16 protein-coding genes and 1 pseudogene are annotated in these 24,669 nt (G+C 40.1%); 3 read left to right on the top strand and 14 right to left on the bottom strand.

Features of this window, described 5'->3' with window-relative positions; all coding sequences use genetic code 11:
• Positions 1-273: 273 nt before the first annotated feature.
• The 11 genes and pseudogenes from AB204_RS05310 to mak all read right to left on the bottom strand — a co-directional run bounded on the left by AB204_RS05310 (position 274) and on the right by mak (position 15,843).
• Positions 274-582 carry a hypothetical protein gene (locus tag AB204_RS05310; protein ID WP_047962344.1) on the bottom strand — a complete coding sequence of 103 codons (309 nt, stop codon included), beginning with the start codon at positions 580-582 and terminating at the stop codon, positions 274-276.
• A gap of 201 nt (positions 583-783) precedes the next feature.
• A pseudogene (locus AB204_RS05305) lies at positions 784-2,406 on the bottom strand (ABC transporter substrate-binding protein).
• 293 nt (positions 2,407-2,699) lie between these two features.
• Positions 2,700-2,855: a hypothetical protein gene (locus AB204_RS23010; protein ID WP_167336738.1), complete on the bottom strand. Its 156-nt coding sequence runs from the start codon at positions 2,853-2,855 to the stop codon at positions 2,700-2,702.
• 81 nt (positions 2,856-2,936) lie between these two features.
• Positions 2,937-4,559 carry an ABC transporter substrate-binding protein gene (locus tag AB204_RS05300; protein WP_047962343.1) on the bottom strand — a complete coding sequence of 541 codons (1,623 nt, stop codon included), beginning with the start codon at positions 4,557-4,559 and terminating at the stop codon, positions 2,937-2,939.
• Between the two features lie 107 nt (positions 4,560-4,666).
• Positions 4,667-6,301: an ABC transporter substrate-binding protein gene (locus AB204_RS05295; RefSeq protein ID WP_047962342.1), complete on the bottom strand. Its 1,635-nt coding sequence runs from the start codon at positions 6,299-6,301 to the stop codon at positions 4,667-4,669.
• Between the two features lie 128 nt (positions 6,302-6,429).
• Positions 6,430-8,064: an ABC transporter substrate-binding protein gene (locus tag AB204_RS05290; RefSeq protein WP_200898202.1), complete on the bottom strand. Its 1,635-nt coding sequence runs from the start codon at positions 8,062-8,064 to the stop codon at positions 6,430-6,432.
• 251 nt (positions 8,065-8,315) lie between these two features.
• The gene (locus AB204_RS05285; RefSeq protein WP_047962341.1) at positions 8,316-9,953 is read right to left on the bottom strand and encodes a bifunctional metallophosphatase/5'-nucleotidase; all 1,638 of its coding nucleotides are present in this window, start codon (positions 9,951-9,953) and stop codon (positions 8,316-8,318) included.
• 11 nt (positions 9,954-9,964) lie between these two features.
• On the bottom strand, positions 9,965-10,738 hold the full coding sequence (locus AB204_RS05280; protein ID WP_047962340.1) for a ribonuclease T2 family protein: 774 nt from the start codon (positions 10,736-10,738) through the stop codon (positions 9,965-9,967).
• A gap of 67 nt (positions 10,739-10,805) precedes the next feature.
• A complete protein-coding gene (locus AB204_RS05275; protein WP_047962339.1) occupies positions 10,806-12,761 on the bottom strand; it encodes a bifunctional 2',3'-cyclic-nucleotide 2'-phosphodiesterase/3'-nucleotidase in 1,956 nt (651 codons plus the stop codon).
• 62 nt (positions 12,762-12,823) lie between these two features.
• Positions 12,824-14,020 carry a porin gene (locus AB204_RS05270; protein WP_047962338.1) on the bottom strand — a complete coding sequence of 399 codons (1,197 nt, stop codon included), beginning with the start codon at positions 14,018-14,020 and terminating at the stop codon, positions 12,824-12,826.
• Positions 14,021-14,934: 914 nt separating this feature from the next.
• Positions 14,935-15,843, bottom strand: a complete 909-nt coding sequence (gene mak / locus AB204_RS05265; RefSeq protein ID WP_047962337.1) for a fructokinase — start codon at positions 15,841-15,843, stop codon at positions 14,935-14,937.
• Between the two features lie 191 nt (positions 15,844-16,034).
• On the opposite strand from mak, the gene rdgC reads away from it, so the two are divergent.
• The gene (rdgC, locus tag AB204_RS05260; RefSeq protein WP_047962336.1) at positions 16,035-16,946 is read left to right on the top strand and encodes a recombination-associated protein RdgC; all 912 of its coding nucleotides are present in this window, start codon (positions 16,035-16,037) and stop codon (positions 16,944-16,946) included.
• Positions 16,947-17,105: 159 nt separating this feature from the next.
• Here the strand turns inward: rdgC and AB204_RS05255 are convergent, their stop codons facing one another.
• The gene (locus AB204_RS05255) at positions 17,106-18,254 is read right to left on the bottom strand and encodes a porin (protein WP_047962335.1); all 1,149 of its coding nucleotides are present in this window, start codon (positions 18,252-18,254) and stop codon (positions 17,106-17,108) included.
• Between the two features lie 569 nt (positions 18,255-18,823).
• Here AB204_RS05255 and AB204_RS05250 point away from each other — a divergent pair.
• Both AB204_RS05250 and AB204_RS05245 read left to right on the top strand, forming a co-directional pair.
• On the top strand, positions 18,824-19,462 hold the full coding sequence (locus AB204_RS05250; RefSeq protein WP_047962334.1) for a TetR/AcrR family transcriptional regulator: 639 nt from the start codon (positions 18,824-18,826) through the stop codon (positions 19,460-19,462).
• Positions 19,463-19,556: 94 nt separating this feature from the next.
• Entirely contained in the window at positions 19,557-21,953 is a 2,397-nt protein-coding gene (locus AB204_RS05245; protein WP_047962333.1) for a beta-N-acetylhexosaminidase, read from the top strand.
• Positions 21,954-22,021: 68 nt separating this feature from the next.
• Here AB204_RS05245 and AB204_RS05240 read toward each other — a convergent pair whose 3' ends face one another.
• The gene (locus AB204_RS05240; protein ID WP_047962332.1) at positions 22,022-23,074 is read right to left on the bottom strand and encodes an alpha-xenorhabdolysin family binary toxin subunit B; all 1,053 of its coding nucleotides are present in this window, start codon (positions 23,072-23,074) and stop codon (positions 22,022-22,024) included.
• Positions 23,075-23,119: 45 nt separating this feature from the next.
• Positions 23,120-24,334 (bottom strand): alpha-xenorhabdolysin family binary toxin subunit A, encoded by a 1,215-nt coding sequence (locus tag AB204_RS05235; RefSeq protein WP_411354703.1) that lies wholly within the window; start codon positions 24,332-24,334, stop codon positions 23,120-23,122.
• Positions 24,335-24,669 lie beyond the last annotated feature (335 nt).

The raw sequence follows: 24,669 nt of genomic DNA, 5'->3' as shown, positions 1-24,669 counted from the left end.
AAAACATATATTACCCACCCGAAAATGTAAATAAAATGATTCATAATTGTTTACATTTTGTTAAAAAATCTCATCTATTTGCTTAGGAGAAGTAACTATATCCAATTAGCTTGAAGATGCAGGTTTCAGTACTTAAAAATTGTCCTTGAATCGGCAAGTGAATTCATTCGATTACAATAATTGAAAGATAAAGGGATAAGTAGGATCTGGTAGCTGCTCCCTGCTCTATCAAGGGGTTCTCGCAAAATCTGAGACTAAACACTTAGTAATTTATTAACAATGCATTGGCACGTTAAATGCTACCAAGATAGCCATTCCCAGACGAAAAATCCCTTTTGTTCGGTTTCTGCTCGGAGGGAGTAAGATCGTTACTGATTCAAGTCTCATTTGAAAAAATAATGCCCAAAGGCCATAACCGTATATTTCCCAGTGCTTTTCTTTTTCTTTAACCCACATTCGGCACTGTTGCTCATCAAATTTATCCTTTGCTAAAGGCATTTGGCGGAGAACAAGAGGATGAGTGTTTAAAGCAATAATATCATTTCTATTAACTTTACTCAGTCGATTGAATTTAATATTCATTCCATATTCCCAACGAATGTGTATTTTGTTATTGTCAGCAAAAAGTATACCTGCCAGATATGGCGTGTAAACGTTTTACTGTTTTTATTTAAAGATGAGATAAATTAATCACTGTATTTTTTTACTATGGAAAAATACCCACTCATTATTTTGAATGAAGTTTTCTGGAAATCTAAGGGCCTGCTTAAGCAGGCCCTTAATTTAATGTTTAATAACATAAAGATCTTTCGTTGCAATAAATCCCATAAGATTAGAGTAATATCCACCGATATAAGGTTTCACTAATACTGCTGTAACATAATAATAGACAGGAATGACAGGTGTATCTTCTGTCAGAAGATCAAGTGCTTATTGAAAATCCTCTAGCTTATTAGTTTCTCCGGCCTTATGTACCAATGCGTCAAAATTCTTATTTGAATAAAATGAAGTATTATTCGTTTGATTTGTTGTAAATATATTTAGAAAAGACATCGGGCTATCATAATCGCCAATCCATCCATTTCTGACGACATCAAACTTCCCCTGGTGTTCGTTATCCAACAAAACTTTCCATTCCTGAGTTTGTATATTAACAATAACACCAAGATTCTTTTTCCACATCGAAGTTGCAGCAATAGCTATTTTCTTGTGTATTTCTGATGAGTTATAAACCAAATTAAATTCAAGAGGACTATCCTTATTAAACCCTGCTTCATTCAATAATTTTTGGGCTTTTTTAACACGTTGGGCTTGTGTCCATGATTGATAATCAGGTTGTTTGAATTTAAAACCGCCGATTCCCGGTGGGAAAATAGTATAAGCAGGTATTTGACCTTGAGCAACAATCTTATAAGCAATAATCTCTCTATCCAAGGCAAGACTTAATGCCTGTCGGACTTTAATATCATTAAATAGTGATTTTTTATTGTTGAATTCATAATAATATGTACTAAGTATTGGTGAAACATGAACCTGTGAACTTATTTTTTTCTTTAATGATGAGAAAGATGCCAATGGAATTGTAAATGTGATATCTATTTCTCCAGCCAGATAACGGTTTAAATCTGAAACATCTGATGAAAGCGGGAGATAAGTGACTTTATTAATTACCGTATTTTTGTTATCCCAGTAATTAGGATTTCTCATCCCAATAATTTTTTCATTTACTTTCCACTCTGCTAATTTAAACGCCCCACTGGAAACGAAAAATTCCGGCTGAGTCCATTGTTCACCATATTTTTCAACTACTTTTTCACTAATTGGAACCGTAATAGGGAAAGCCAATATCTGTAAAAAATACCCAACAGGTTTCTCTAACGTTACCTCCAAGGTCGAACTATCCAGCGCTTTGACACCCAGTTCTTCCGGTTTTTTCTTTCCTGCCAAAATTTCTCTGGCATTCACAACAGAAGCATCAGCGAAATAGCTACCATAAGGAGAGAGCGTTTTAGGATCGGTTAAACGCCGCCAGCTAAACACCACATCATGAGCTGTAATTGGTGTTCCATCAGACCACTTAATGCCTTTTCGTAAGTGGAAAATCCACGTTTTATTATCTTTCGTTTCCCAGCTTTCAGCCAGCCCGGGTTTAATCTTACCTTCTTTATCTGTGCGTACTAATGTATCAAAAAAGTCATTGATAATATTTAGTGCTATATTACCTTCAACCTTATCAACATCCAATGAAGCTGGCTCTGAACCGTTATTGCGAATAATTTCTTGTTTTTCAGAAAGTTGAGTGTCAGGTAGAATAACTGCGGCATAGGATAATGCAATACTACCCAATATAATACTGATAGAATAAGAAAGTGTTTTAATAATTTCTTTTCTGATTTTATTTAACATATTATAATCCTCTATAGCTGTGTGAGAATTATTTATTATTTAACCTCCATTGTTATGTACATTCTCATTTATGTTCTAAGAACCATTAATCTATTAATAGATTACATCGTGAAATAAAAATTACTGATAGCCTATCTCAGTAAATGTTAATTGTTGCATGCAGTTTGAATATGGACTGCGCTCAGAAATCGGGGCGTGCATATAGTATAGTATATGGAAATTAGTAAGTGAAGATTTTGCGCATAGCCAGATTAAAAATGGCAAATAAAATAGCCTAATGGATAAGCTTGGATTCACATATTAAGTGAAACATCACTTTCTGATTTATGTGGATCCAGTGAAGCAGGTTCAGAAAAATTATTACGGACAATTTCCTGCTTGGCTGCCAACTTTGCTCCGGCAGGAACCATGGCTGCATGGGATAAGACAATGTATCCTAAAAGGATCATAATTGAGCAAGATATTTATGGTTTTATTTATTATTCCACTGTTATCAGAGCCTATGTAGACAGGCTCTGATTATTTATTTTTTAATTCTCAATAATATAAAGATCTTTTGTGAAATATTCTCCCCTTGTGTTAGCATGAAAGCCACCAACATAAGGCTTAACCATATTATGATTAACATAAAAATAAATAGGAATAGCCGGCAATTCTTTTGTTAATATATCAGATGCCTTCTGATAATAATTTTTATCATTAGTTTCAGACACTTTTTCTAATAACTGATCAAATTCATCATTTGTATATAGAGATGTATTTTTTACTTGCTTAGATGAAAATAACGATAAGAACGTCATCGGACTATCATAATCTGCAACCCATGCCCGCCGGATAACATCAAATTTCCCTTGGTGCATATTATCTAACATGACTTTCCATTCCTGATTCTGCAAAACAGCATTTACACCAAGATTTTTTTTCCACATTGAGCTAACCGCAATGGCAATTTTTTTATGCCCCTCCTGCGTGTTATAAAGAAGATTAAAAGTAAGTGGATTATTTTGATTAAACCCAGCATCATTCAATAATTCTTTAGCTTTGGTAATACGCTGCTCTTGAGTCCACGAAGCATAATCAGGTTGTTTAAAATTAAAGCCCCCTATATCTGGTGTAAGCATAGTATAAGCGGGTAACTGTCCCTGCCCCAAGATTTTATCAACAATAATATTCCGATCTACTGCCAAACTTAGTGCCTGCCTGACTCTGACATCATTAAATGGTGGTTTTTTATTATTAAATTCATAAAAATATACGGTTGCTTTAGGAGAGAGCTTTATCTCATCAGGCAAAGATTTCTTCAATGATGGAAAAGATTCTGCGGCAATAGTAAAAGTAATATCGATTTCTCCCGCCAGATAACGGTTTAAATCCGCTTTTTCTGAAGAAAGAGGAAGATAAGTTACTTTATTAATCACTGTATTTTTATCATCCCAATGTTGGGTATTTCTGACTCCGACTATTTTTTCATTAACAACCCACTCAGAGAGTTTATAGGGCCCACTTCCTATAAATACTTCCGGTCTGGTCCATTTATCGCCATGTTTTTTTACTGCTTTTTCGCTAATCGGAAACATAGCAGGATGGGTCAGCATCTGTAGGAAATCTCCGACGGGTTTATCCAGCCGCACTTCCAGCGTCTTGTCATCCAGCGCTTTTATCCCAAGCTCTTCTGTTTTTTTCTTACCTGTCAGAACCTCATTTGCATTCACTACAGAAGCATTTTCAAGATAGCTGCCATAAGGAGAAACAGTATCAGGATCGATTAAACGCCGCCAACTGAATACAACGTCATGAGCTGTAATAGGTGAACCATCTGACCATTTGATATCTTTTCTTAAATGAAAAACCCATTTTTTATTATCTTGGGTTTCCCAACTGGCTGCTAACCTTGGCTCAATTTTGCCCTGCTTATTAACCTGAATCAGGCCATCAAAAAAGTCACTGATAATATTGAATTCAACATTACTTGAAACTTTATGTGTATCCAATGAAGCTGGCTCTGCGCCATTATTGCGCACAATTTCCTGCTTAGCTGCCAGCTTTGTTCCTTCAGGAATTACCGCAGCATAAGATAATGCAATATTGTTCAACATAAGTGCCATAGCACAAGTAAGTAATTTTATTTTTTTATTGTTGATTATTTTTGACATACTTTAGTTCTCCATCATTGTATTTACTATTACTTATCCAACTCATGATTTAAGTAACTTATCAATCGCTATAATCAGAGCCTGTATTAACAGGCTCTAACTTAATGTTAGTGCTTAATAATATAGAGATCTTTTGTCGATATATAATCCGTTGGGCTAACGTAGAAACCGCCGACATACGGTTTTACCATACGGTTAATAACATAATAATAAATAGGAATTACAGGCATATCATTGTTGAAAATATCAATTGCTTTTTGATAATAAGCCGTATCGTTGGTTTCACCTGCTTTAATCACCAACTGGTCGAAATCACGATTATCATATAATGGTGTATTATGGCTGCTTCCTGTCAGAAAAATCCCTAAGAAAGACATTGGGCTATTGTAGTCTGCCGTCCAAGCATATCTGACAACATCAAACTTATTCTGGTGCATATTATCCAACATCACTTTCCATTCCTGATTTTGTAAGCTGGCTCGAACCCCCAGATTCTGCTTCCACATTGCCGTCACAGCAATGGCGAGTTTTTTATGGGATTCTCTTGTGTTATAAAGCAAATTAAATTTGAGCGGATTTTTCTCGTTAAAACCGGCTTCGTTCAAGAGCTCTTTGGCTTTTTTAATTCTCTGTTCCTGTGTCCAGGAAGCATATTCTGGTGGGGTTAATGTGATACCGCCAATATTGGGAGGAAGAATATCGTAAGCGGGAAGCTGCCCCATTCCGAATACTTTTCCAGCAATCACATCCCTATCTATGGCTAAACTTAATGCCTTCCTGACTCTGACATCATTAAATGGTGGTTTTTTAGTATTGAAGGCGTAATAGTAAGTACTGAGCATCGGATCAACATGAACTTGATCGCCCAATGTTTTCTTTAATGATGCAAAGGAGTCCAAAGGAATGGTAAGAGTAATATCAATTTCACCCGCAAGGTAACGGTTTAAGTCTGATTTTTCTGATGTAAGGGCAAGATAAGTGACTTTATTAATGACCGTGTTTTTATCATCCCAATAATTAGGGTTCCTGACACCGATAACACTTTCATTCACTTTCCATTCAGCGAGTTTGAATGCACCGCTACCCACAAAATTATCTGGATGCGTCCATTTATCACTCTGTTTTTTAACTACTTTCTCACTAATCGGAACTAAAATCGGATGGGTCAGCATCTGCAAGAAATACGCCACGGGTTTATCGAGTTTTACTTCCAATGTGAGATCATCCAGTGCCTTAACACCAAGCTCTTCTGCTTTTTTCTTGCCTGACAATATATCGTCTGCATTAATAACATGAGCAGTTCCAAGATAGCTGCCATAAGGAGAGCCCATTGTTGGATCAAGTAAACGTCGCCAGCTAAATACCACATCATGGGCGGTAATCGGTGAGCCGTCAGACCATTTCGCCCCTTTTCTTAAGTGGAAAAGCCATGTTTGGTTATCCTGCGTTTCCCAGCTTTCAGCCAGTCTGGGTTCTATCTTGCCTTTTCTATCGGTGTAGACCAAGCCATCAAAAAAATCATGAATAATGTTCAGTTCAACATTACTTTCTACTTTATGGACATCCAAAGAAGCAGGAAAAGATCCATTGTTACGTACAATTTCTTGTTTTTCAGCCAATTGTGTCCCCGGTGGAACGACTGCGGCATGGACGGGTGCAATGTTTGTTAAGAGTATTCCCATTGAGCAGGTCAGGATTTGGGTGAGCCTATTTTTAATCAGGCCCGCCATGATTTTTTTCATGTTTTGAATCTCCATTAATTACTGTTTTTATTATTACATTACGCTACCATATTTATTTTTTACGATTTAAATTAACATTTTTAATTAATGAGAGCCTGCTAAAACAGGCTCGTAATTACTGAGATAGTTTATTGCTTAATAATATAGAGGTCTTTTGTCGGTATATTTCCCATTGAATCAATATGAACACCACCAACATAAGGCTTAATTAATTTAACACGGACATAATAGTAAACCGGAATAGCAGGCATCTCTTTATTGAGGATATCAATCGCTTGTTGATAATCAGCAGTGTCGTTAGTTTCATCTGCTTTTAAAGCCCACTTATCGAATTCCTTATTTTGGTATCTCATATGATTATTGGTATTTTCTGATGTGAAAATATCCAAGAAGGTGGTTGGGCTATTATAATCAGCATTCCATGCGTATCTCGTCACTTCAAAGTTACCCTGAGCCATACTATCACTCTGTGTTTTACTTTCCTGATTTTGTAAAACCACCTCTACTCCAAGATGTTTTTTCCACTCCGAACTGGCAGCAATAGCAATTTTTTTATGGGCATCGGACGTGTTATATAACAGGGTAAACTTAAGCGGATTATTTTTATTAAAACCAGATTCATTCAGTAACGCTTTCGCCTTTTCAATGCGTTGTTCTTGTGTCCAGTAAGCATATTCAGGATGTTTTAAATAAATACCTCCGGCCCCCGGAGAGACCACATCATAAGCGGGTTTTTGACCATTGCCTAATACCTTGTCAGTAATAATGTTCCTGTCCAGCGCTAAAGCCAGCGCTTGCCTGACCCGAATATCATTAAATGGCGGTTTTTGTGTATTAAACAGATAGTAATAAACGCTCAGTATGGGCTTAACATGTAGCTGGTCACCAAACTTTGTCTTAACCATTGGCAAGAATTCCGATGGCCCACCGTTGGATATATCAAGTTCTCCTGTCATATAACGATTAAAGTCAGCTTTATAATCGGATAATGGCAAGTAAGTGACTTTATTAATGATGGTATTTTTATCATCCCAATAATAGGGGTTTCTGACGCCGACAATTTTCTCATTCACTACCCATTCAGACAGTTTAAAAGGCCCGTTGCTGACAAAAAATTGGGGTTGCGTCCATTTACTGCCATATTTTTTGATCACCTTTTCACTGACAGGAGACGTCGCAGGGTGTGCCAGCATTTGCAGAAAACCGGCTTTGGGTCTTTCCAGAGCAATTTCTATCGTTGAATCATCCAGTGCTTTAATTCCCAGTTCTTCAGGCTTTTTCTTACCAGACAGTACATCTTGTGCATTCAAAACTGTGGCTTGAATCAGGTAGCTACCGTAAGGGGAAATCGTGTCAGGCGTTACCAAACGCTGAAAAGAAAAAACCACATCATGGGCGGTAATGGGTGTACCATCAGACCACTTAGCCCCTTTTCTTAAATGGAAAATCCACGTTTTATTATCTTTGGTTTCCCAGCTTTCAGCTAAAGCCGGGATGATTTTCTCTTCTTTATCTGTATCAACCAAGCGTTCAAAAAAATCCCGCAAGATATCAAATTCACTACTGCTATCAGATTTATGCGGATCTAAAGAACCGGGCTCGGAAAAATTATTGCGGGTAATTTCTTGTTTATCTGCTAATTGAACATCGGAAGGAACAACAGCAGCATAAGAAAATGTGATACTTCCTAATATTAAGCTAACAGAACAGGTTAATAATCTGGTTATTTTATGTTTTATCATCATTACCAGCATTTTCTGCATATTAGTGATCTCCATAACTATTTTTATTATTAAACAATCATTACATATATTACTGTCACCTTATTATCATTACCGATATAAATATTACTGAAACCAGTAATAAGAAATTTTTCCTAAATTTATTCGAATGTATAAGTGCAACGTATAATAATTAACGTTGCACTTATGATCTGGATCAAACAACCGTTACAGTATCTTTGATCTATTCGTTTTATCTAGCGTGTTCTGCGTTATCTTTTAACGCCATCACACTATTTTCTACCGAGATCAATAATTCGATCTTGTTTCGGATAATGAATCGGGGATTTTTCTGTGAAGTATTTAACCACCGCATCCACATCTGGCACGTTATAGACGGGATCGGTACCTTCTTTAAATACGGAGAAGTTACTTCCTCCCGTCGCCAGATATTCATTGGCCGCTACACGGTATTTAGCTTTCAGATCAATCGGTTTTCCATTGATTTTGATCGAGCTGACAATAACGCGATCACCAACCGGTTTGGTGCTGTCCCAAGAATACTGGAGGGTATGTGATACTGCCAATACCTGTGGACGTGTGCGATCCCATTGCTGTTCCAGCAGGCGTTTGATCTGCTCACCAGTCAGTGTCTTGGTTACCATTATGTTGGAGAACGGCTGGACAGTATAAATCGCGTTATAAGTCATATCTCCCGCATCCATAGGCGCCCGAATACCGCCGCTGTTGACGAATGCAATCTGTGCTCCGCCATTTTCTTTAGCCGTAGTTGCATACAAATGAGCATCCGCGATCACTTTGCCCAGTGCAGATTCTCCACTTTGGCTGGTTTCTTTGGTCAGATTGTTTTCCAATTTACCAACAATTCGGTTCGCCAGTGGTGTGGCAATTTTTTCATAGGATGACAGCAACTCGGTGATTTTTGGATCTTTGGTATATTTGCGGTTATCAACCCAAATATTTTCAGCCCTGAAATCCACGACATCTTTCGTGGTTTTATCCAGTTTCAGATCCAACTGAGTAAGCAGTGCGCCATTGGATTCGGCTGAAGTGACAGATTTTCCATTGATCACACAGTTATAAGCCTGATGGGTATGCCCGCTGATCACGAAGTCCACTTCTTCATCCAGATGATTGACGATCTCCAATATCTTACCTGTCACGTCATTACAGGCATTGACATCAATGCGCCCACCTTTACGTTTCTGTGCAGCACCTTCGTGGATCAGGACACCTATTGCTTTCACTCCTTTTTTCTGCAATTCCGGCACTAAAGCGTTGATGGTTTTGACTTCGTTAGAAAAAGTCAGCCCTTCAGTGCCTTGAGGAGTCACAATGGCCGAGGTTCCTTCCAGTGTCAGGCCGATAAAGGCAACCGGAACACCATCAAACTCTTTAATGACATATTCAGGAAAGAGTGTTTTGCCCGTTTCATTAACGGTGACATTGGCAGACAGGTATTTAAAATCTGCGCCTTTAAAGGGTTTTGGTCCCTGACAGCCCGTCACCGGATGGCAACCGCCATTTTGCTTACGCAGTAATTCATCCTTACCTTTGTCGAATTCATGGTTACCGACAGACGTTGCCTCCAATCCGGCCAGAGAGAGGGCTTCAATACTCGGTTCATCATGGAACATGGAAGAAAGCAATGGGCTGGCGCCAATCATATCTCCGGCAGCAACGACGATATTGTTCGGGTTTTCTTGTTTCAGTTCTTTAATCAAGGTAGCCATATGTTCAATGCCACCCGGCTGATTGGGACCGGGGGCCTTCAATGCGCCGTGAAAGTCATTCAGGCCCAGAACCCGCACATCCACCACATTTGCCGGATCATAGGCTGGTTTGGTTGCACACCCTACCAACAAGGCGGTACCAATCACAATCGGAAGTAATCTGTATTTATAATTCATTATGTTATCTCTTAACGTTCAGGCTTTGGACAATCAATCACTTCAAAATTCTTGCTATAGCAGATATAGAATTCGTCACGAATAATCTGAATATGTTTACCTTTCAATACCGGATTATGTTCTTGCAGGAATTGAATCAGTTTTTCATTGGATGGCCGGCCTTCCGGCAATATCAGGCTGTTGAAAAGCGCTTGCTGTTTGCTGAAATAGTGTTTTGCGGTATCGAAGGCACAAACACCGTGTTTTTCCCATTCTGCTTGCAGCAAATCGATGCCGGGAGAGGTACACAGGTAAGGTTTAATGGTTTGATAATTCAATGCAGGCAAATCCCCTTTGCACAAACGAGGATGTTTTCGAATATCTGACCAATCGCGGCACTCTTCCATGGATTTGCCATCGCAGGTTTCGGCCCACAAGCCATGCAGTATCCAGCCAAATTTATTGTCAGAGAAGCATTGCAGTTCGAACTTTTCATATTCGCGCTGTGCTTTGGCTTTCTCATTCTCGTTTTGCAGGCGTTTTATGTCGTCCTTTTTATAATCACAAAATGAAGGCGAGTAGTTAATAGCCAGTTTAAAGTAGTCAGTTGAAGCCTTGTCGTTCTGCCCATAATGATCCGTTTTTAGATCATAGTCGTAATTGGCGGTGGGTTGCTCTGGCACAATGCAGGCTGTCCCTTCCACCAAATGGGCTTGTGCCCTCAGAGGTTCATGAGTTACGGACGAAGTGGCACATCCCGCTGTCATTACTGCCAAAACAAGAGGTAACGGTTTTAGAAAACGCATAGCAATCAATCCACTGTCAGATAAATCGTCCGCCTGCTCCCAATGGAGCAGGCATCAATATCAAGTTTTATTTTTTCTCTGTCAGAGAGATTTGATAGATCGCAAAACCGATATCATCGTTTTTCAAGTATTTCACAGGATATTGGGCGTGTTCTTTAATGAATTTCGCCGCTTTTTCTGATGGTGAAGTTTCAAAGCGTACATCCAGCGTTTTATCTGTTTTAATTGGCAGGAATGACCAATTGTTTTCAGCCTGTGTGGAAACTACGCCCTTCTCTTTAGTGATTCTGGAAATGTAAGAAGCCAAAATGGTGCGGTTTTCATCCGGTGAAGCAAACGCAATGTGATCTTCTCCGGTTCCTGCAAATTTACCGCCGTAACCACGGTAGTTATTGGTGGCAATCAGGAAAGTGGCTTTCGGATCAATCGGCTTACCCTGATAGGTCACGTTTTTGATGCGATTCGCGCCTTTATTGATAAGCTGGCAATCTGTGTCATATTTGGCTGGCTGGGTCAGGTCTATCTTATAGTTAACACCTGTAATCGTGTCGAAGTTATAAGTACGGAAGCCATCCCAGTTCAGCAATTCTTGCGGTTTGGTGGATGTCGGATCGATCTGGTTAAACATGCCCGCAGAGCATTCCAGCCATTCAACTACATCCGCGCCCGTTGCTTTAACGACAACCAGTGTATTCGGGTAGAGATACAGGTCAGCCGCGTTACGGAAAGTCAGATCACCTTTTTCCACTTCCACAAAGTCAGCCGGCGCATTTTTACGCCCACCCGCTTTGAAAGGTGCGGCTGCCGCCAGGACAGGAATTCCTTCCAGATTCGGATCACCCTGAATGAAGCGCTTAGTGTAATCCACCTGCGCATCGTTGACGATCTGAACGGTTGGATCGCTTTGGATCAGCGCCAGATAGCTGTACATGTTGGCAGAGGCTTTACCAATGAATTTCCCAACGAAGTCGCGGGTTCCCTGATGATCTTTTTCGATGATGGAGGCCAGTTTGCTATCGCGATCGACCAGGGCTTTTTTATGGGTTTTGTCATAAATAGGGCGAGCTTCCGCCTTGGCAGATTCGACTTTCCATTCACCACTGTCGTTATTGATCACCATGTCAACAACACCCAGATGATCGCCCCACTGCCCCGGCATCACGGCAGGGATGCCATTCACCGTTCCGTTGGCAACATCAACGCCCTTAACTTCCGCATATTCTTTACTTGGGAACACACCATGGGCATGACCAAACATGATGGCATTAATACCGGGGACTTCACTCAGATAGTAAACCGAGTTTTCTGCCATTGCCTTATAAGGTTCTTGGGAAAAACCAGAGTGTGGAATGGCAATGATCAGATCAGCGCCCTCTTTCTTCATTTGAGGAACAAATTTTTTCGCGGTTTCCGTAATGTCATTAACAATAACTTTACCGTCCAGATTTGCTTTGTCCCAAATGCTGATTTGTGGTGGAACAAAGCCGATATAACCCACTTTAATTGTGTGCTCTTTACCATCCCGGTCTTTTACAGGGGTATCAACGATAATATAAGGCGTAAAGTAGTTTTTGCCGGTTTTGGCATCCATGATATTTGCGTTGATATAAGGGAATTTGGCACCGGCAATAGCCTGTTTCAGGTAATCCAGTCCAAAGTTGAATTCATGGTTACCAAAGTTGCCTACGGTGTAACCCATGGTATTCATCAGTTGATGGGCAGGATGAACGTCTCCTTTTTTCAGTCCTTTTGCCGCCATGTAATCTGCAAGCGGGCTGCCTTGAATTAAGTCACCGTTATCAACCAAAATTGCGTTGGTAGCTTCAGACTTGGCGGCCTTGATTAAGTTCGCAGTACGAACCAAACCAAATTGCTCCGTAGACTTATCTTTAAAGTAATCGAAATCCATCAGGTTGCTGTGAATATCCGAGGTTTCCATCACTCGTAAATCGACTGTCGCCGCGTTCACATTGAATGCTACCAACATTGCTAATGTTGATATTTTCAACACACTCTTCATCATGCTATGCCCCTTTATAGAATGATACGGGAGAACCCAAATGCGCCCTCCCTGTGGAATTTTGCTTAAAAAGACAAACGTGCTCCTGTTCCCAGAATGGTTTGTTTTTTATTTTTGTAAGCCGGATTGTCGCTACGGACATCATCGTATGCCGTTTCAACAAACAGGATCAGGCTATTGTACTTAGAAACCGCAAAACGTTTATCTAAACCGACCGTGTAAGTCTGTTTTTTATAGTTGAATGTATTGGCATCCCCATCACGCAGATAATATCCCGCATACATGCCGCTTCCTATTTTATCCCAATGCCACTTGCCAGCCAGACCGTAGAGATTGGCTTTCCAGTCACCTTTGACCGATTTTTCCTGTAAGTTTCCACTGCCTTCTTTGTACACCAGCCCGGAGTTTTTGGAACGCGCCAAGCCGTAATCGAAACCAACGGAGAATTCACGGCCGGGGAAATAATATTCTACGCCCAAAGCCAGCAGGCTATCTTGTGGAGAAGCCAATCCTGCATCGCTGACACTCTCTCCTTTATTGTCCCCTTGCTCTACCGTGACAGGTTTTCTGCTTTCCCCTGTCGCCTGAGCATAACCAGCACTGGCTTCCAGACCAAAGTCTGATTTATAAAAACCGGCCACCGAGTAAGCACTACGAATATCACCGTGTTGGCGTTCGTTATCAGCGCCGGATTTGCCGCTGTAGGTTGCAGCGAGGTTGAAACCTTTATAACTGTTGGTTTGGAAGAAGAGGGTCTGAGGCAAACGGGTGAGGAAGTTATTTTTACCAACACCACCTTTGTTATAGCCCGTCGCGCTGCTCAATACATCGCCAAAATAGAATACGCCGGTGTTGCCATAACCGGGGCTGGATTTTTTCACCCAATCGATAGGAATATAAGTACGACCAACCCGCATTTCACCAATATCACGATGAGAAGCACCGATATAGCCAACACGGTTATACATCTCAAAGCTTGTTTTATTATTGTCGCTATTGGATTTTTGCGTATCAGAACCCCACTCCATTTTACCGAACACTTTAATTTCTCTGGTCAGTTCATGGCTGGCGTTGACACCGATACGGCTACCATCATCTTTGATTCGGATATCACGATCTTCACTGCTCACGGTCGTTTTCAAACGAAACTGCCCCGTCAAATCCACCTTGGTTCCTTTATCGTTGTACACCGTCGCCGCATTGGCGCTGCCAGACATCACCAATAATCCAATTAAAGTCGCCAATGGCTTCATGCTTCTCATAATAAGACACCCATAAAATATTAAATTTAATAATCTGACTTTCTTTCAAGTAAAATATTTCAGGCAAAAACCCACCCTATCGCAGACTAAGCTGCAATATATTCAAGGCAATAAATACCCGTCACGATCCTTTAGCCAAAAGAAAATCGCTTAAAAAAATGACTAGTTTTGAATATTATTGAAAGTTATCTCTATTACATCTTCCTGTTGAGAGTTTTTATCAACACCAATATGGAGTAAGTAATCAAAATTGATTTGTAACAATCGTTAGTTTTATTTTTAAGCAAAAAACACGCGGAGAATTAAATTTTAATCTCCTTGAATTCCTAAATTCAGTTTATTGCATATATTAATAGTAACCTAAAAAAACAATATTTTTCGTGAAGAAAACCACATTAACACAAATATATAGACAAAATATTACAATTTAATGTGATTTATATCACAAAATTTTGCCAATCATCATTGGCAATACAAATATTAACCATACTAACATTCAAAGACCTTGTTTATCATGCCATTAAAAAAACTCATTTAGCCTATTCTTTTCATCCCACTTTTTATTTAATAGATCGTCTTTTTTATCACCTAAAGAGTTAATAAATTTAAAGTCAGGTACGATATTTTATTCATCAATAAATAAATATATTTTAATTCTGAATAAAATATTCATCATAAATATAATGAATCTATTAATTTATTATTCCCATTATTACGCGTAACATGGAAAAAAAATTAACGTATCAGGTTACAGATTTAACTTAAGTAAAACTTTAATAAGCCTGACATCTTTGTACAAAGAGGATATACCCTATGGATTTCAAGTTGCGGTTTTTATTTGCTTCCATTCTCCGGTGCACGCAACTTGAAATCTATTGAGGATATCGTGTTCAGGTATTTTCAATCGATACCTGTTATTGCTGAGGCCACAACCAAGCAGCGCCGCGAACACCACTGGAATCACCATGCACGGCTTTTCTAATCGGTGTGGAACACTCTCCGCCGAACACCCACTCTTTGACCAAATCTGGCAAGGTTTGGTAGAGACGATCAATGTTACTCATTCCACCTCCCAGTACAATCACATCCGGATCAAGTAAGTTAATGACTTGTGCCAAGGCCCGTGCCAAGCGCCTTTCATAACGACGCATTGCCAATTCGGCCAGTTCATCCCCTTGTACCACAGCCTCGATAATTTCATGGCCAGTTTTATGTAACCCACTTAACAGAAGGTAATCCCTCATAAAACCCGTTCCCGATACAAAAGTTTCGGTACATCCCGGTTTGCCACAAAAACAATGAACGTCTGCCTGATACGCTCGATCTTCTTCATCCATCCACGGTAACGGATTATGTCCCCATTCTCCTGCCAGCCCATTCCCGCCCGCATGAACCCGACCATCAAACGCAATCCCTGAACCACAACCCGTCCCAATGATAACAGCGAATACCATTGGCATTCCCGCCCCTGCACCATCAGTGGCTTCTGATACCGCCAAACAGTTTGCATCGTTGGCAATACGTATTTCACGCCCCAACAAAGCAGCAATATCCTTATCCAAGATTTGGCCGTTCATCCAGACAGAATTGGCATTTTTAACTTTTCCGGTAAGAGGCGAAATAGCACCGGGTATTCCGATTCCCACTGTACCTTGCTGACCAGTTGCCTGTTCTGCATCGTTAATCAGCTCAACAATCGCTTTCAATGTTTTTTGATAGTCGTTACGAGGTGTATCCACCCGTTTACGAAATAGCTCTTCACCCTGATCACCTAATGCGATCACTTCAATCTTGGTTCCACCCAGATCAATACCTATGCGCATAGCTTACCTTTTCTATTTAGTGCCTATTCTGACAGGCACTGCGTGCAATAAGACTTTTTATTATATGAGAATAAGGAAGTTATTATACGAAACTAATGAAGTTCTAGGGCTTCGTCACATGATTCGTTATTATGCACCCTTATGTTTTAATATGACCTTTGTCATGATGCGCAACAATATGGGGTAACTGCATGTTATGGTTCAAAAATTTAATGATTTACCGTTTAAACCGAGAGATATCTCTTTCTGCGGATGAACTGGAAAAACAATTAAGCCCATTGGCATTCACCCCGTGTGGCAGTCAGGATATGATGAAAACTGGCTGGGTTTCCCCAATGGGTTCCCACAGTGAAGCATTGACCCATGCTTCTGGCAATCAAATCCTGATTTGCGCACGTAAGGAAGAGAAAATGCTGCCTTCCCCTGTCATTAAGCAGGAATTACAGGCAAAAATAACTCGCCTGGAAGGTGAACAGCACCGTAAGCTGAAAAAAACAGAAAAAGACTCCCTGAAAGATGAAGTCATCCACACTCTGTTGCCAAGAGCATTTAGCCGTTTCAACCAAACCTATATTTGGATCGATACCGTTAATAACCTGATCATCGTTGATGCCGCCAGTGCAAAACGTGCTGAAGATAATCTGGCACTATTGAGAAAAACACTCGGCTCATTGCCGGTCGTTCCCCTGACATTCACCGATCCTATTGAGCTGACCTTAACCAAATGGGTACGTTCAGGTAATCTGCCTACAGGTTATGCTCTGATGGATGAAGCTGAACTGAAAGCGATTTTAGAAGAAGGTGGGGTTATCCGCTGTAAGAAGCAAGAATTGGTTTCAGACGAAATCGCAACTCATATTGAATCCGGCAAGTATGTCACCAAACTGGCATTGGATTGGGAGGAACGCGTTCAATTCATGCTGTCAGATGATGGTTCTTTTAAGCGCATTAAATTCAGCGAAACCCTGCGTGAACAAAACGATGATATCGATCGTGAAGATGTTGCCCAACGATTTGATGCCGATTTTACCCTGATGGCGGGTGAATTAAGCGCACTGATCAAAAACACCATTGATGCGCTGGGCGGCGAAGCAGAAAAATAATAGAAACAGAAAAATAATAGAAACAGAAAGGTAATAGAAGTAGAAAGGTAAATAACTGGCGAACTGCCTGCAACGGTGATATCCATTGAGGCAGTTCGACGAGATAATATGTGTTATTTTTCAGCAACCTGTTTTATCAGTTCAGTATAGTTATCTCAATCAGAAGCGGTAAACCAAACCAACGCCAAAAATGTCATCGGTGGTGATCTGAGCTTTCTTACTAAAATCATTGTCTTTCAGCAAGTTAAATTGATATTCAGCATAGGTGCCCATATTTTTGTTGAAATTGTAGAAAGCACCTACTGAAACATACTTCACCAAATCTTCAGAACCTTTGGATGCCAGAACGCTCTTGTCAGCCAGGTCTTTGCCCAGATCTTTGCCTTTAGAATAAACAAAAGCAAGGGATGGACGCAGGCCAAAATCAAACTGATACTGAGCAGTCAGCTCAATGTTCTGCGTTTTATTGGCAAACATGGTATGCCCGTCCACAGAGCTGCCAAATCTGGTTAAGTTACGGGTTTCACCATACATGGCCGCCAGATAGACGTTATTTCTGTCATATTTAGCAGAAACGCCCCAGGCTTCAGCTTTATTCCCTTTAGCCAGTACCTTAGCGCCATCACTCCCCAGTTTTTGGGCCGAAGTACGGTTAGAGTTACCATATGCAGCACCAATACTGAGACCGTTATCAAAATCATAGGAGCTGGAAAGGCCAAAGCCGTCACCGTTTTGCCTTGAAATATCACTACGACTATTTTTAGTACCGCCATCATTTTTAGCTTGATACTGCAAAGCAAAATTCAGCCCACTCGCCAAACCAAAAAAGTCAGTATTACGGTATGTCAGTAACCCTGTCGAACGCCCCATCATGAAATTATCAGTTGCCGCCATGGAATCACCACCAAATACTGGCAATGCATCTGTCCATGCGTTGACATCATAAACAACCCCCATATTACGTCCATAATCCAGTGAGCCGTATTCGCCATATTTCAAACCCGCAAACGCGTAACGTGTTCTGGTATTTTTACCACTCTCGGTTTCTACGCCGTTGGCACCCATATTAAATTCCCAGCGCCCGAAACCAGTCAGTTTATCCGTAACTTGGGTTGAACCTTTAATGCCTATACGACCAACGGAGCTATCTCCAGATTCTGTATTTGATTTAGAGAATGTTCTCTGAACATCCGCCTTACCATATAAGTCAATTTTGTTACCATCCTTATTATAAATCTCAGCTGCATTTGCAGCGCCTGTGATGAGGAGTACCGGAAGTGCCATTGCTATTGCGTTGTGTCTTATCATTATCATGATCCTCATTGGTATTGTTATTTTTTCGCCACCGCCAAGAAATTCACATTCCAAGAAATCTTTTCTGGAATAAATGATCAGGTGTGAGCGGAATATTTTTTACATGAACCAGTTACTAAAATGTTAAATTTGTAACAAGCAATAGCGATACTAAGATTTAACACAACCTTTTGCTAACAAAAATTGACGAAAAGTGCCATCCTGTGATGAGAGTCACAACGCGAGCATAAACTCAATGATCTTATAGTATTAAATATAAAAATAAATCACTTAAAACAGTTAGTTAGAAATATTAGATGATGTAATAAAAAATATTCTTTTGCCTCAATTAAGGCTTTTTTTTAACTTGATGTGTATTTTTCCGTTCTAATTTGTATTTTTCACGATCGTTAATAATGGAATTAGTTATAATAACTAATTGATATTGTTGACAAGTATCCTTGAGTTCTGTATTTGGTGAAAGGTGGTTTAGTCCTTCCATTTAAAATAAAATCAGTAATTTCTGTTTGTTAATGGAATCACGCCAATGCGGTGCAAGTATTAACAACTCATAAGGTGCTAAAATGGCAGAAAATCATTCACGTCCACGGGGTCGCCCTACAATTCCAGAGCAGGAAATACGCCAAAAGATTTACGATGTCACATTTTTACTTATTGTTAATCAAGGCTATAACAAAACAACGATGGATGTTGTTGCCAAGAAAGCCGGCATCGCCAAGAAAACTCTCTATCGCTTTGTTAAGAATCGAGAAGATTTGCTTGAACAAGTTGTCATGCGCTGGACAGACAATTTTATTCCCGTTTTTGAGAAAGAAGCCAATAATCCTCAACAACTCATCAAGTTATTAAAAATATATTTAGCAGAAATGGCGGAGAGGTCATTATCGACAAACGCTGTAGGTTTATTCAAATTACTGCAAACCGATTTTCCTTATCGTGAAATATTGCTGGATAAATATCAGCAAAGCAGCATTGAAAGAGACCAAAATATTCTCGCTAGTTGGCTTAAGCACCAATATCAACGGGGATTATTGAAAAAACTGGATTACCACCTTACCAGTGAATTGATGATCTCAATGGTCATTGCGGAACCCCTCAGGAAAATGGCGCTAGGTCTTCTCCCCCCCCTGCCAGAAACAGATATTATGCCTCGTATCACCGCAGCAATTACATTACTCAATAATGGGTTTATAAAGAAATAATCATTATTTACCCATTATGTTACTTTCATTAAAATATAAACCGGCGCTGAAACAACAAATAAATCAGCGCCTTCTCTAAGATGAGAAAGACATCATGAAATTTTCCTTTCATCCATTATTATTAATCGCAGCATTAAATTATAGTTGTTCATCTATTGCGGCTTCTGCCAATCACCTTCCCCTTATGCCGTGGCCACAACAAATTTCAGTGCAACAGGGAACTCTTTATAATATTGACAGAAAATTGAATATCACTGTTGCAGGGGATGACATGCAGGATGCGGTATCCCGCTGGCGAAAACGAATTGAAGCCCAAACGGGCTGGGTATTACCTCCCCCCGATGCGGCCTTTTCTCCTGTTCAGACAATCAGAATCACTATTGCTAAAAAAATATCTCCGATCCCTCAACCTGACAGCGATGAAAGTTACCAGTTACTCATTGATTCCCACGGCATCACACTGAAAGCCGTAACCCGTTTTGGTGCACTGCGTGGCATGGAAACATTGCTGCAATTACTGCAAAATGATGCCAAAGGAACTTATCTGCCACTGGTGAATATCACGGATAAACCGCGATTTCCATGGCGTGGGGTCATGCTTGATTCCGCCCGTCATTTCCTGCCAATTGAATCAATCAAACGTCAGTTAGAGGGTATGGCTGCCGCCAAAATAAATGTATTTCACTGGCATTTAACCGATGATCAAGGCTGGCGTTTCGCTTCTGAGCATTATCCTAAACTGCAACAACTTGCCAGCGATGGGCTGTTTTACAGCAAGGCTCAAATGCAGGAAGTGGTTGTTTATGCGAGTAGTTTGGGCATCCGTGTTGTGCCTGAAATCGATTTCCCCGGCCATGCCTCAGCAATTGCCGTTGCCTACCCTGAATTGATCAGTGCGCGTGGAACTTATGAGATGCAGCGCGGATGGGGAGTTCACAAACCAACGCTGGATCCGAGCAATCCTAAAGTACATCAGTTTGCCGATACCTTAATCGGCGAAGTTGCTGCGATTTTCCCTGATCCCTATATCCATATTGGCGGTGATGAAGTGGATACCTCTCAATGGCAGGCTTCCGATAAAATACAGGCATTTATGCAGGAAAAAGGGTTGAAAGATCCCTATGCCCTGCATACATGGTTCAATCAGGAGCTGGAAAAGATCCTTGCAAAGCACGGACGAAAAATGGTGGGTTGGGATGAGATCTATCATCCTTCCTTGCCTCGTTCGGTCGTTATCCAATCATGGCAAGGGCAGGATTCTCTGGGCAAAACCGCCGCTGATGGTTATCAGGGGATTTTGTCCACAGGTTTTTATCTCGACCAGCCTCAAAGTACCGCCTACCACTATCGTAATGAGGTACTGCCGCAAGCACTCAATATTGATGATAACCTGAAAGCAAATGAAACAGCTCAAAGCTGGTCATTTACGATGCCACGTTTAAAAGGCAGTCCTGTCACTGGCAGTTTTACCTTAATTGAGGATGAGAAAGGCAAATGGCGCGGTTTTATTGATTTTGCCGGAAAATCACGTCGTGCCGTTAATAAGATTGTCTGGCAAGGAGATACAGTCAAATTTACTGTGGATAGCTGGATGGGAGAAACGACGCCCGTTGTGAATCTCAATCAGAAGCAGAAAACTGCGGACGGTTATATTTTATTAGGCAATGTGCGCTATCCGATCACCGGCGAAAAGCTCGCGACAATGCCTGTCGGCAAGCAACCTGTCGTACCTGCCAGTCAGCATCAGCAAAATATTTTAGGTGCTGAAGCAGCATTATGGTCAGAAAACGTCACGGCTGAAATGCTGGATATTAAGCTCTGGCCACGAACTTTTGCCATTGCTGAACGGCTCTGGTCTGCCAAAGATGTGACGAATGAAAAACACATGTACCAGCGTTTACAAGCAATGGACACATGGACAACCGTATCTGTCGGCTTACAACAGCAGGCCAATGCGCAGCGGTTAATGACGCGTCTGGCAAACAGTACGAATATTGAGCCATTGCAAATCCTGGCGGAAGCCGTGGAACCCGCCCAATATTACTCCCGCCATCATGCCAAGTTTCAGGCAGGTAATTACCATCAATACGAACCGCTTTATCGTTTTGCCGATGCACTGGAGCCAGAAAGCTATGTTGTCAGGGAAATGGATGCTTTGATTGATCGACTACTCAAAAATAAGCGGGATTGGCAAGCGGAACAGGCATTACGTGATCGTCTGATACGCTGGCGGGACAATCATGATTCCGTGATGAAGATCGTCAAAGCAAATTACATGATGCGTGACCTTATCCCCGTTGCTAATGATGTGGGTGAAATTGCTGAACTCGGCTTGTTGATGCTGGATCATCTGAAAGCCGGGAAAACATTTTCTCCACAACAATGGCAGGATGCGCAAAAGCTACTGTCACAAGGGGCACAAATGCGGGATGAAGTTGTTATTCGGGCGGTATATCCGCTGGAACGGATGCTTGATTATCTGAATAAATAAAACGATATATTAAGAGCCTATTTTTCAATAGGCTCTGGACAAATTACGATCAGATAAGAAAGTAACGATTATTTCAGCTTATTATATTGTTCTGCCAAATTTTTCAGGAAGTCCAGTTGACCATTTATCAGGTTCGTCAAATTCTTCTGATCAACTTTATTGCCAGACAAACTGTGTAATTGGGTCGCAAATTCGTTCCACGCTTGCTCCAGTTTAACTGCTTCTGAAAGAAGAACGGTACGTTCTGCGTCGATTTGTACCACATCTTTTAAGCCGGAAATCCGCTGTTCTGTTTCCTGTAATGTCGTTTTCAGTACGTCAGTTTCTTTCATTACCTGATCGATTTGATCAGTGAGTTTCATTCTGGCATCTGCCAATTCTGAGTATTTCAACCCTTCAGAAATTTTGCCCAGTATTTTTCTGGCAATCTCAACACCTTGTTTAATCGCCTGTTTAATGGCTTCTTTTTTAGGTTGGGTAAAGTCTAAACCATCAATATCACTGGCGCTGGGAATAAAATCTTTAAACATATCTGCGATATTATTCGCACGAATAACATCCTGACTTTCGATGATTTTAGCCCGATCTTCATCCAGTTTTTTTCTTTTTTCTGCTTTACTCTCGATCTCACTCTGTAATTCTGCTTTTTTGGATTCCGCTTGCGCTACAAGATCTCCCAAGCGCTCTGCAATCACCATATTGCTAATATCATTAATTTTTCCGGTCAATTGACTGGTTTTGCCACTGAAATTGATAATCACATTATCGATATCTTTTGATAATTTCTCGATCAATTGATTACGTTCTTCCAGTAAGGCATTGCGATCATCGTCACTCAAATCAGGGGTTGCCAAAGCCTCATCAATTTGGCTAATTGTTTGGAAAGTCTCTCCCTCGGCAAACTGACTGAGTATTGGCGTTAATTGTGCTAGGGAATCACGAATCGATTCATTGAGATCACGGCTATAGAGCCTGACACGCTCAACTTTTTCACCAATAATTTCAATACCAGATGTTTGTCGTCCTGCCAAAAGCCAAATTGTATTTGCCGCTTGATTCAGAGCCGTGATATTAACTTCTGGATACAGGGTTTCTTTTTGTGAGGTATTCTTTTCAGACATTTTAATGTTCCTTTTTATTTTATAAATTCTTTATTCAAGAAGAAATCAGCTATAGAGTTTTCTATATTCTTCCAACGCCTGATCGAAAGTTTGAACCAATTGCGCAGAAGAACCTCGAACCTCTTTCCAAGGGCTAATAACTTGCTTAAACGTCGTCACAAAAGAAGTGAGCTTCAACGCATCATTAATTTCGGCAAATTTATCTTTTGAAGTCGTAATTTGCGTTAGCATGGTGCTCCACATGAAATCCAAATGTCTCAGGGCCACTTCCGCATCCACCATACGAATACCAATATCACTAAATTTGAGGGATAAATCCTGAATTGCAGTCTGCAATGCACTTTTACCTTCAACTTGCTCTTGCAAACCTTTAACTTCCTCAATCAATTCATTTTTACGTTTACGTGCTTTTTCTGCTTTGTCACCAAAAATACCGCCAGTAATCGCCCAACCAATAATGCCGCCTGCCATTCCAGAAAATGCCAGACCGACGTATTTATCGTAGTCTTTTTTGAGTTGTTCAATTTCACTGTTTTTACTGTCGATTTTATCTTGCAGCGCTTTAATGGTGGTAGAAAGGTTATATCTATCCATCAGATATTTTTTGTTATTGACCTGTGACTGTAACCCTTCCGCTTGATTACCATTTGATAATTCCCCACCAATCAAGGTTATTTTAAAATCGGTTACCGAATTTTTAACTCGCTGGGTATTTTCCTGCTGTTTCTCAATATCCTTCTTCATACTTTCAAGGATATTCCCTAATTCAACAGCGATTTCTTTATCATCATTGGTATAAGTGATTTCAGCGAGTTGCTTATCAGTTAAATCACCCAATTTTGTCTTTACACGTTCAATAATCGGCATCTGATCAATAATACTGATGATATCCCCGCCCGTTTCAGTAATTTGTCTGCCAGCATTTTCCAAATCGATACTTTGCTGTTGAATATTGCTTTCTACACCACTCCAGCTCAGCGTGTGGTCGTGAATGCCTTTAAACAAAGTCGTCATATCTGCAGGTTTTAAACCATCAATATCACTATCGTTGTAACCAATATATTGCTTAACGCCTTCCAAAGTATAAGGAAGCGCCAAGCCCTGTTTAACATATAATTTAATACTAATGAGATCTTCTTTAGTAAAGATACCACCCGGACGAGTTGCTCCCTCTATCTGGCTGGTCAATATTTTTAAGGTAACTGCGGGAACCTCTGATACAGGAATTTTATTTTCCGCCAATTCGTTATTTAATAACATTTCGTTCTCCATTACTGTTGCTGGTTTAATTTAAAGTTAATTAAACTTCGCATTTACCCATCTGAAAACATTTTTATTTTAGTATCTTTTCAATATGTGTAATTAAGTTACCCTTAATGTTAAAGGACGATATTTTCATCTAATAATATATTTTTTATCTATTGTTTTGTTTTATTGATTTTCATTATTTAAGCATATCAATAAAACTAAAATTCAATTTACTTAATTTTTAGTAAGTCTAAATTTACAGTTATTTTACCCATTATCAATATTTATTATTAATATATTACATAATGTGCTTTTTATCTTTTACACTACCCTGTTCAGAATATATT

Source organism: Xenorhabdus khoisanae (genome assembly GCF_001037465.1).
Taxonomy (GTDB): Bacteria; Pseudomonadota; Gammaproteobacteria; order Enterobacterales; family Enterobacteriaceae; genus Xenorhabdus; species Xenorhabdus khoisanae.
Note: the sequence above shows the minus strand (reverse complement) of the source record. Positions and strands in the feature narration are given on the sequence as shown.

What these genes read in the sequence shown, in the direction of transcription:
- AB204_RS05310 (WP_047962344.1), bottom strand. Translation starts at nt 582, where the DNA reads ATGAATATTAAATTCAATCGACTGAGTAAAGTTAATAGAAATGATATT.
- AB204_RS23010 (WP_167336738.1), bottom strand. Translation starts at nt 2,855, where the DNA reads ATGATCCTTTTAGGATACATTGTCTTATCCCATGCAGCCATGGTTCCT.
- AB204_RS05300 (WP_047962343.1), bottom strand. Translation starts at nt 4,559, where the DNA reads ATGTCAAAAATAATCAACAATAAAAAAATAAAATTACTTACTTGTGCT.
- AB204_RS05295 (WP_047962342.1), bottom strand. Translation starts at nt 6,301, where the DNA reads ATGAAAAAAATCATGGCGGGCCTGATTAAAAATAGGCTCACCCAAATC.
- AB204_RS05290 (WP_200898202.1), bottom strand. Translation starts at nt 8,064, where the DNA reads ATGCAGAAAATGCTGGTAATGATGATAAAACATAAAATAACCAGATTA.
- AB204_RS05285 (WP_047962341.1), bottom strand. Translation starts at nt 9,953, where the DNA reads ATGAATTATAAATACAGATTACTTCCGATTGTGATTGGTACCGCCTTG.
- AB204_RS05280 (WP_047962340.1), bottom strand. Translation starts at nt 10,738, where the DNA reads ATGCGTTTTCTAAAACCGTTACCTCTTGTTTTGGCAGTAATGACAGCG.
- AB204_RS05275 (WP_047962339.1), bottom strand. Translation starts at nt 12,761, where the DNA reads ATGATGAAGAGTGTGTTGAAAATATCAACATTAGCAATGTTGGTAGCA.
- AB204_RS05270 (WP_047962338.1), bottom strand. Translation starts at nt 14,020, where the DNA reads ATGAGAAGCATGAAGCCATTGGCGACTTTAATTGGATTATTGGTGATG.
- mak (WP_047962337.1), bottom strand. Translation starts at nt 15,843, where the DNA reads ATGCGCATAGGTATTGATCTGGGTGGAACCAAGATTGAAGTGATCGCA.
- rdgC (WP_047962336.1), top strand. Translation starts at nt 16,035, where the DNA reads ATGTTATGGTTCAAAAATTTAATGATTTACCGTTTAAACCGAGAGATA.
- AB204_RS05255 (WP_047962335.1), bottom strand. Translation starts at nt 18,254, where the DNA reads ATGATAAGACACAACGCAATAGCAATGGCACTTCCGGTACTCCTCATC.
- AB204_RS05250 (WP_047962334.1), top strand. Translation starts at nt 18,824, where the DNA reads ATGGCAGAAAATCATTCACGTCCACGGGGTCGCCCTACAATTCCAGAG.
- AB204_RS05245 (WP_047962333.1), top strand. Translation starts at nt 19,557, where the DNA reads ATGAAATTTTCCTTTCATCCATTATTATTAATCGCAGCATTAAATTAT.
- AB204_RS05240 (WP_047962332.1), bottom strand. Translation starts at nt 23,074, where the DNA reads ATGTCTGAAAAGAATACCTCACAAAAAGAAACCCTGTATCCAGAAGTT.
- AB204_RS05235 (WP_411354703.1), bottom strand. Translation starts at nt 24,334, where the DNA reads ATGTTATTAAATAACGAATTGGCGGAAAATAAAATTCCTGTATCAGAG.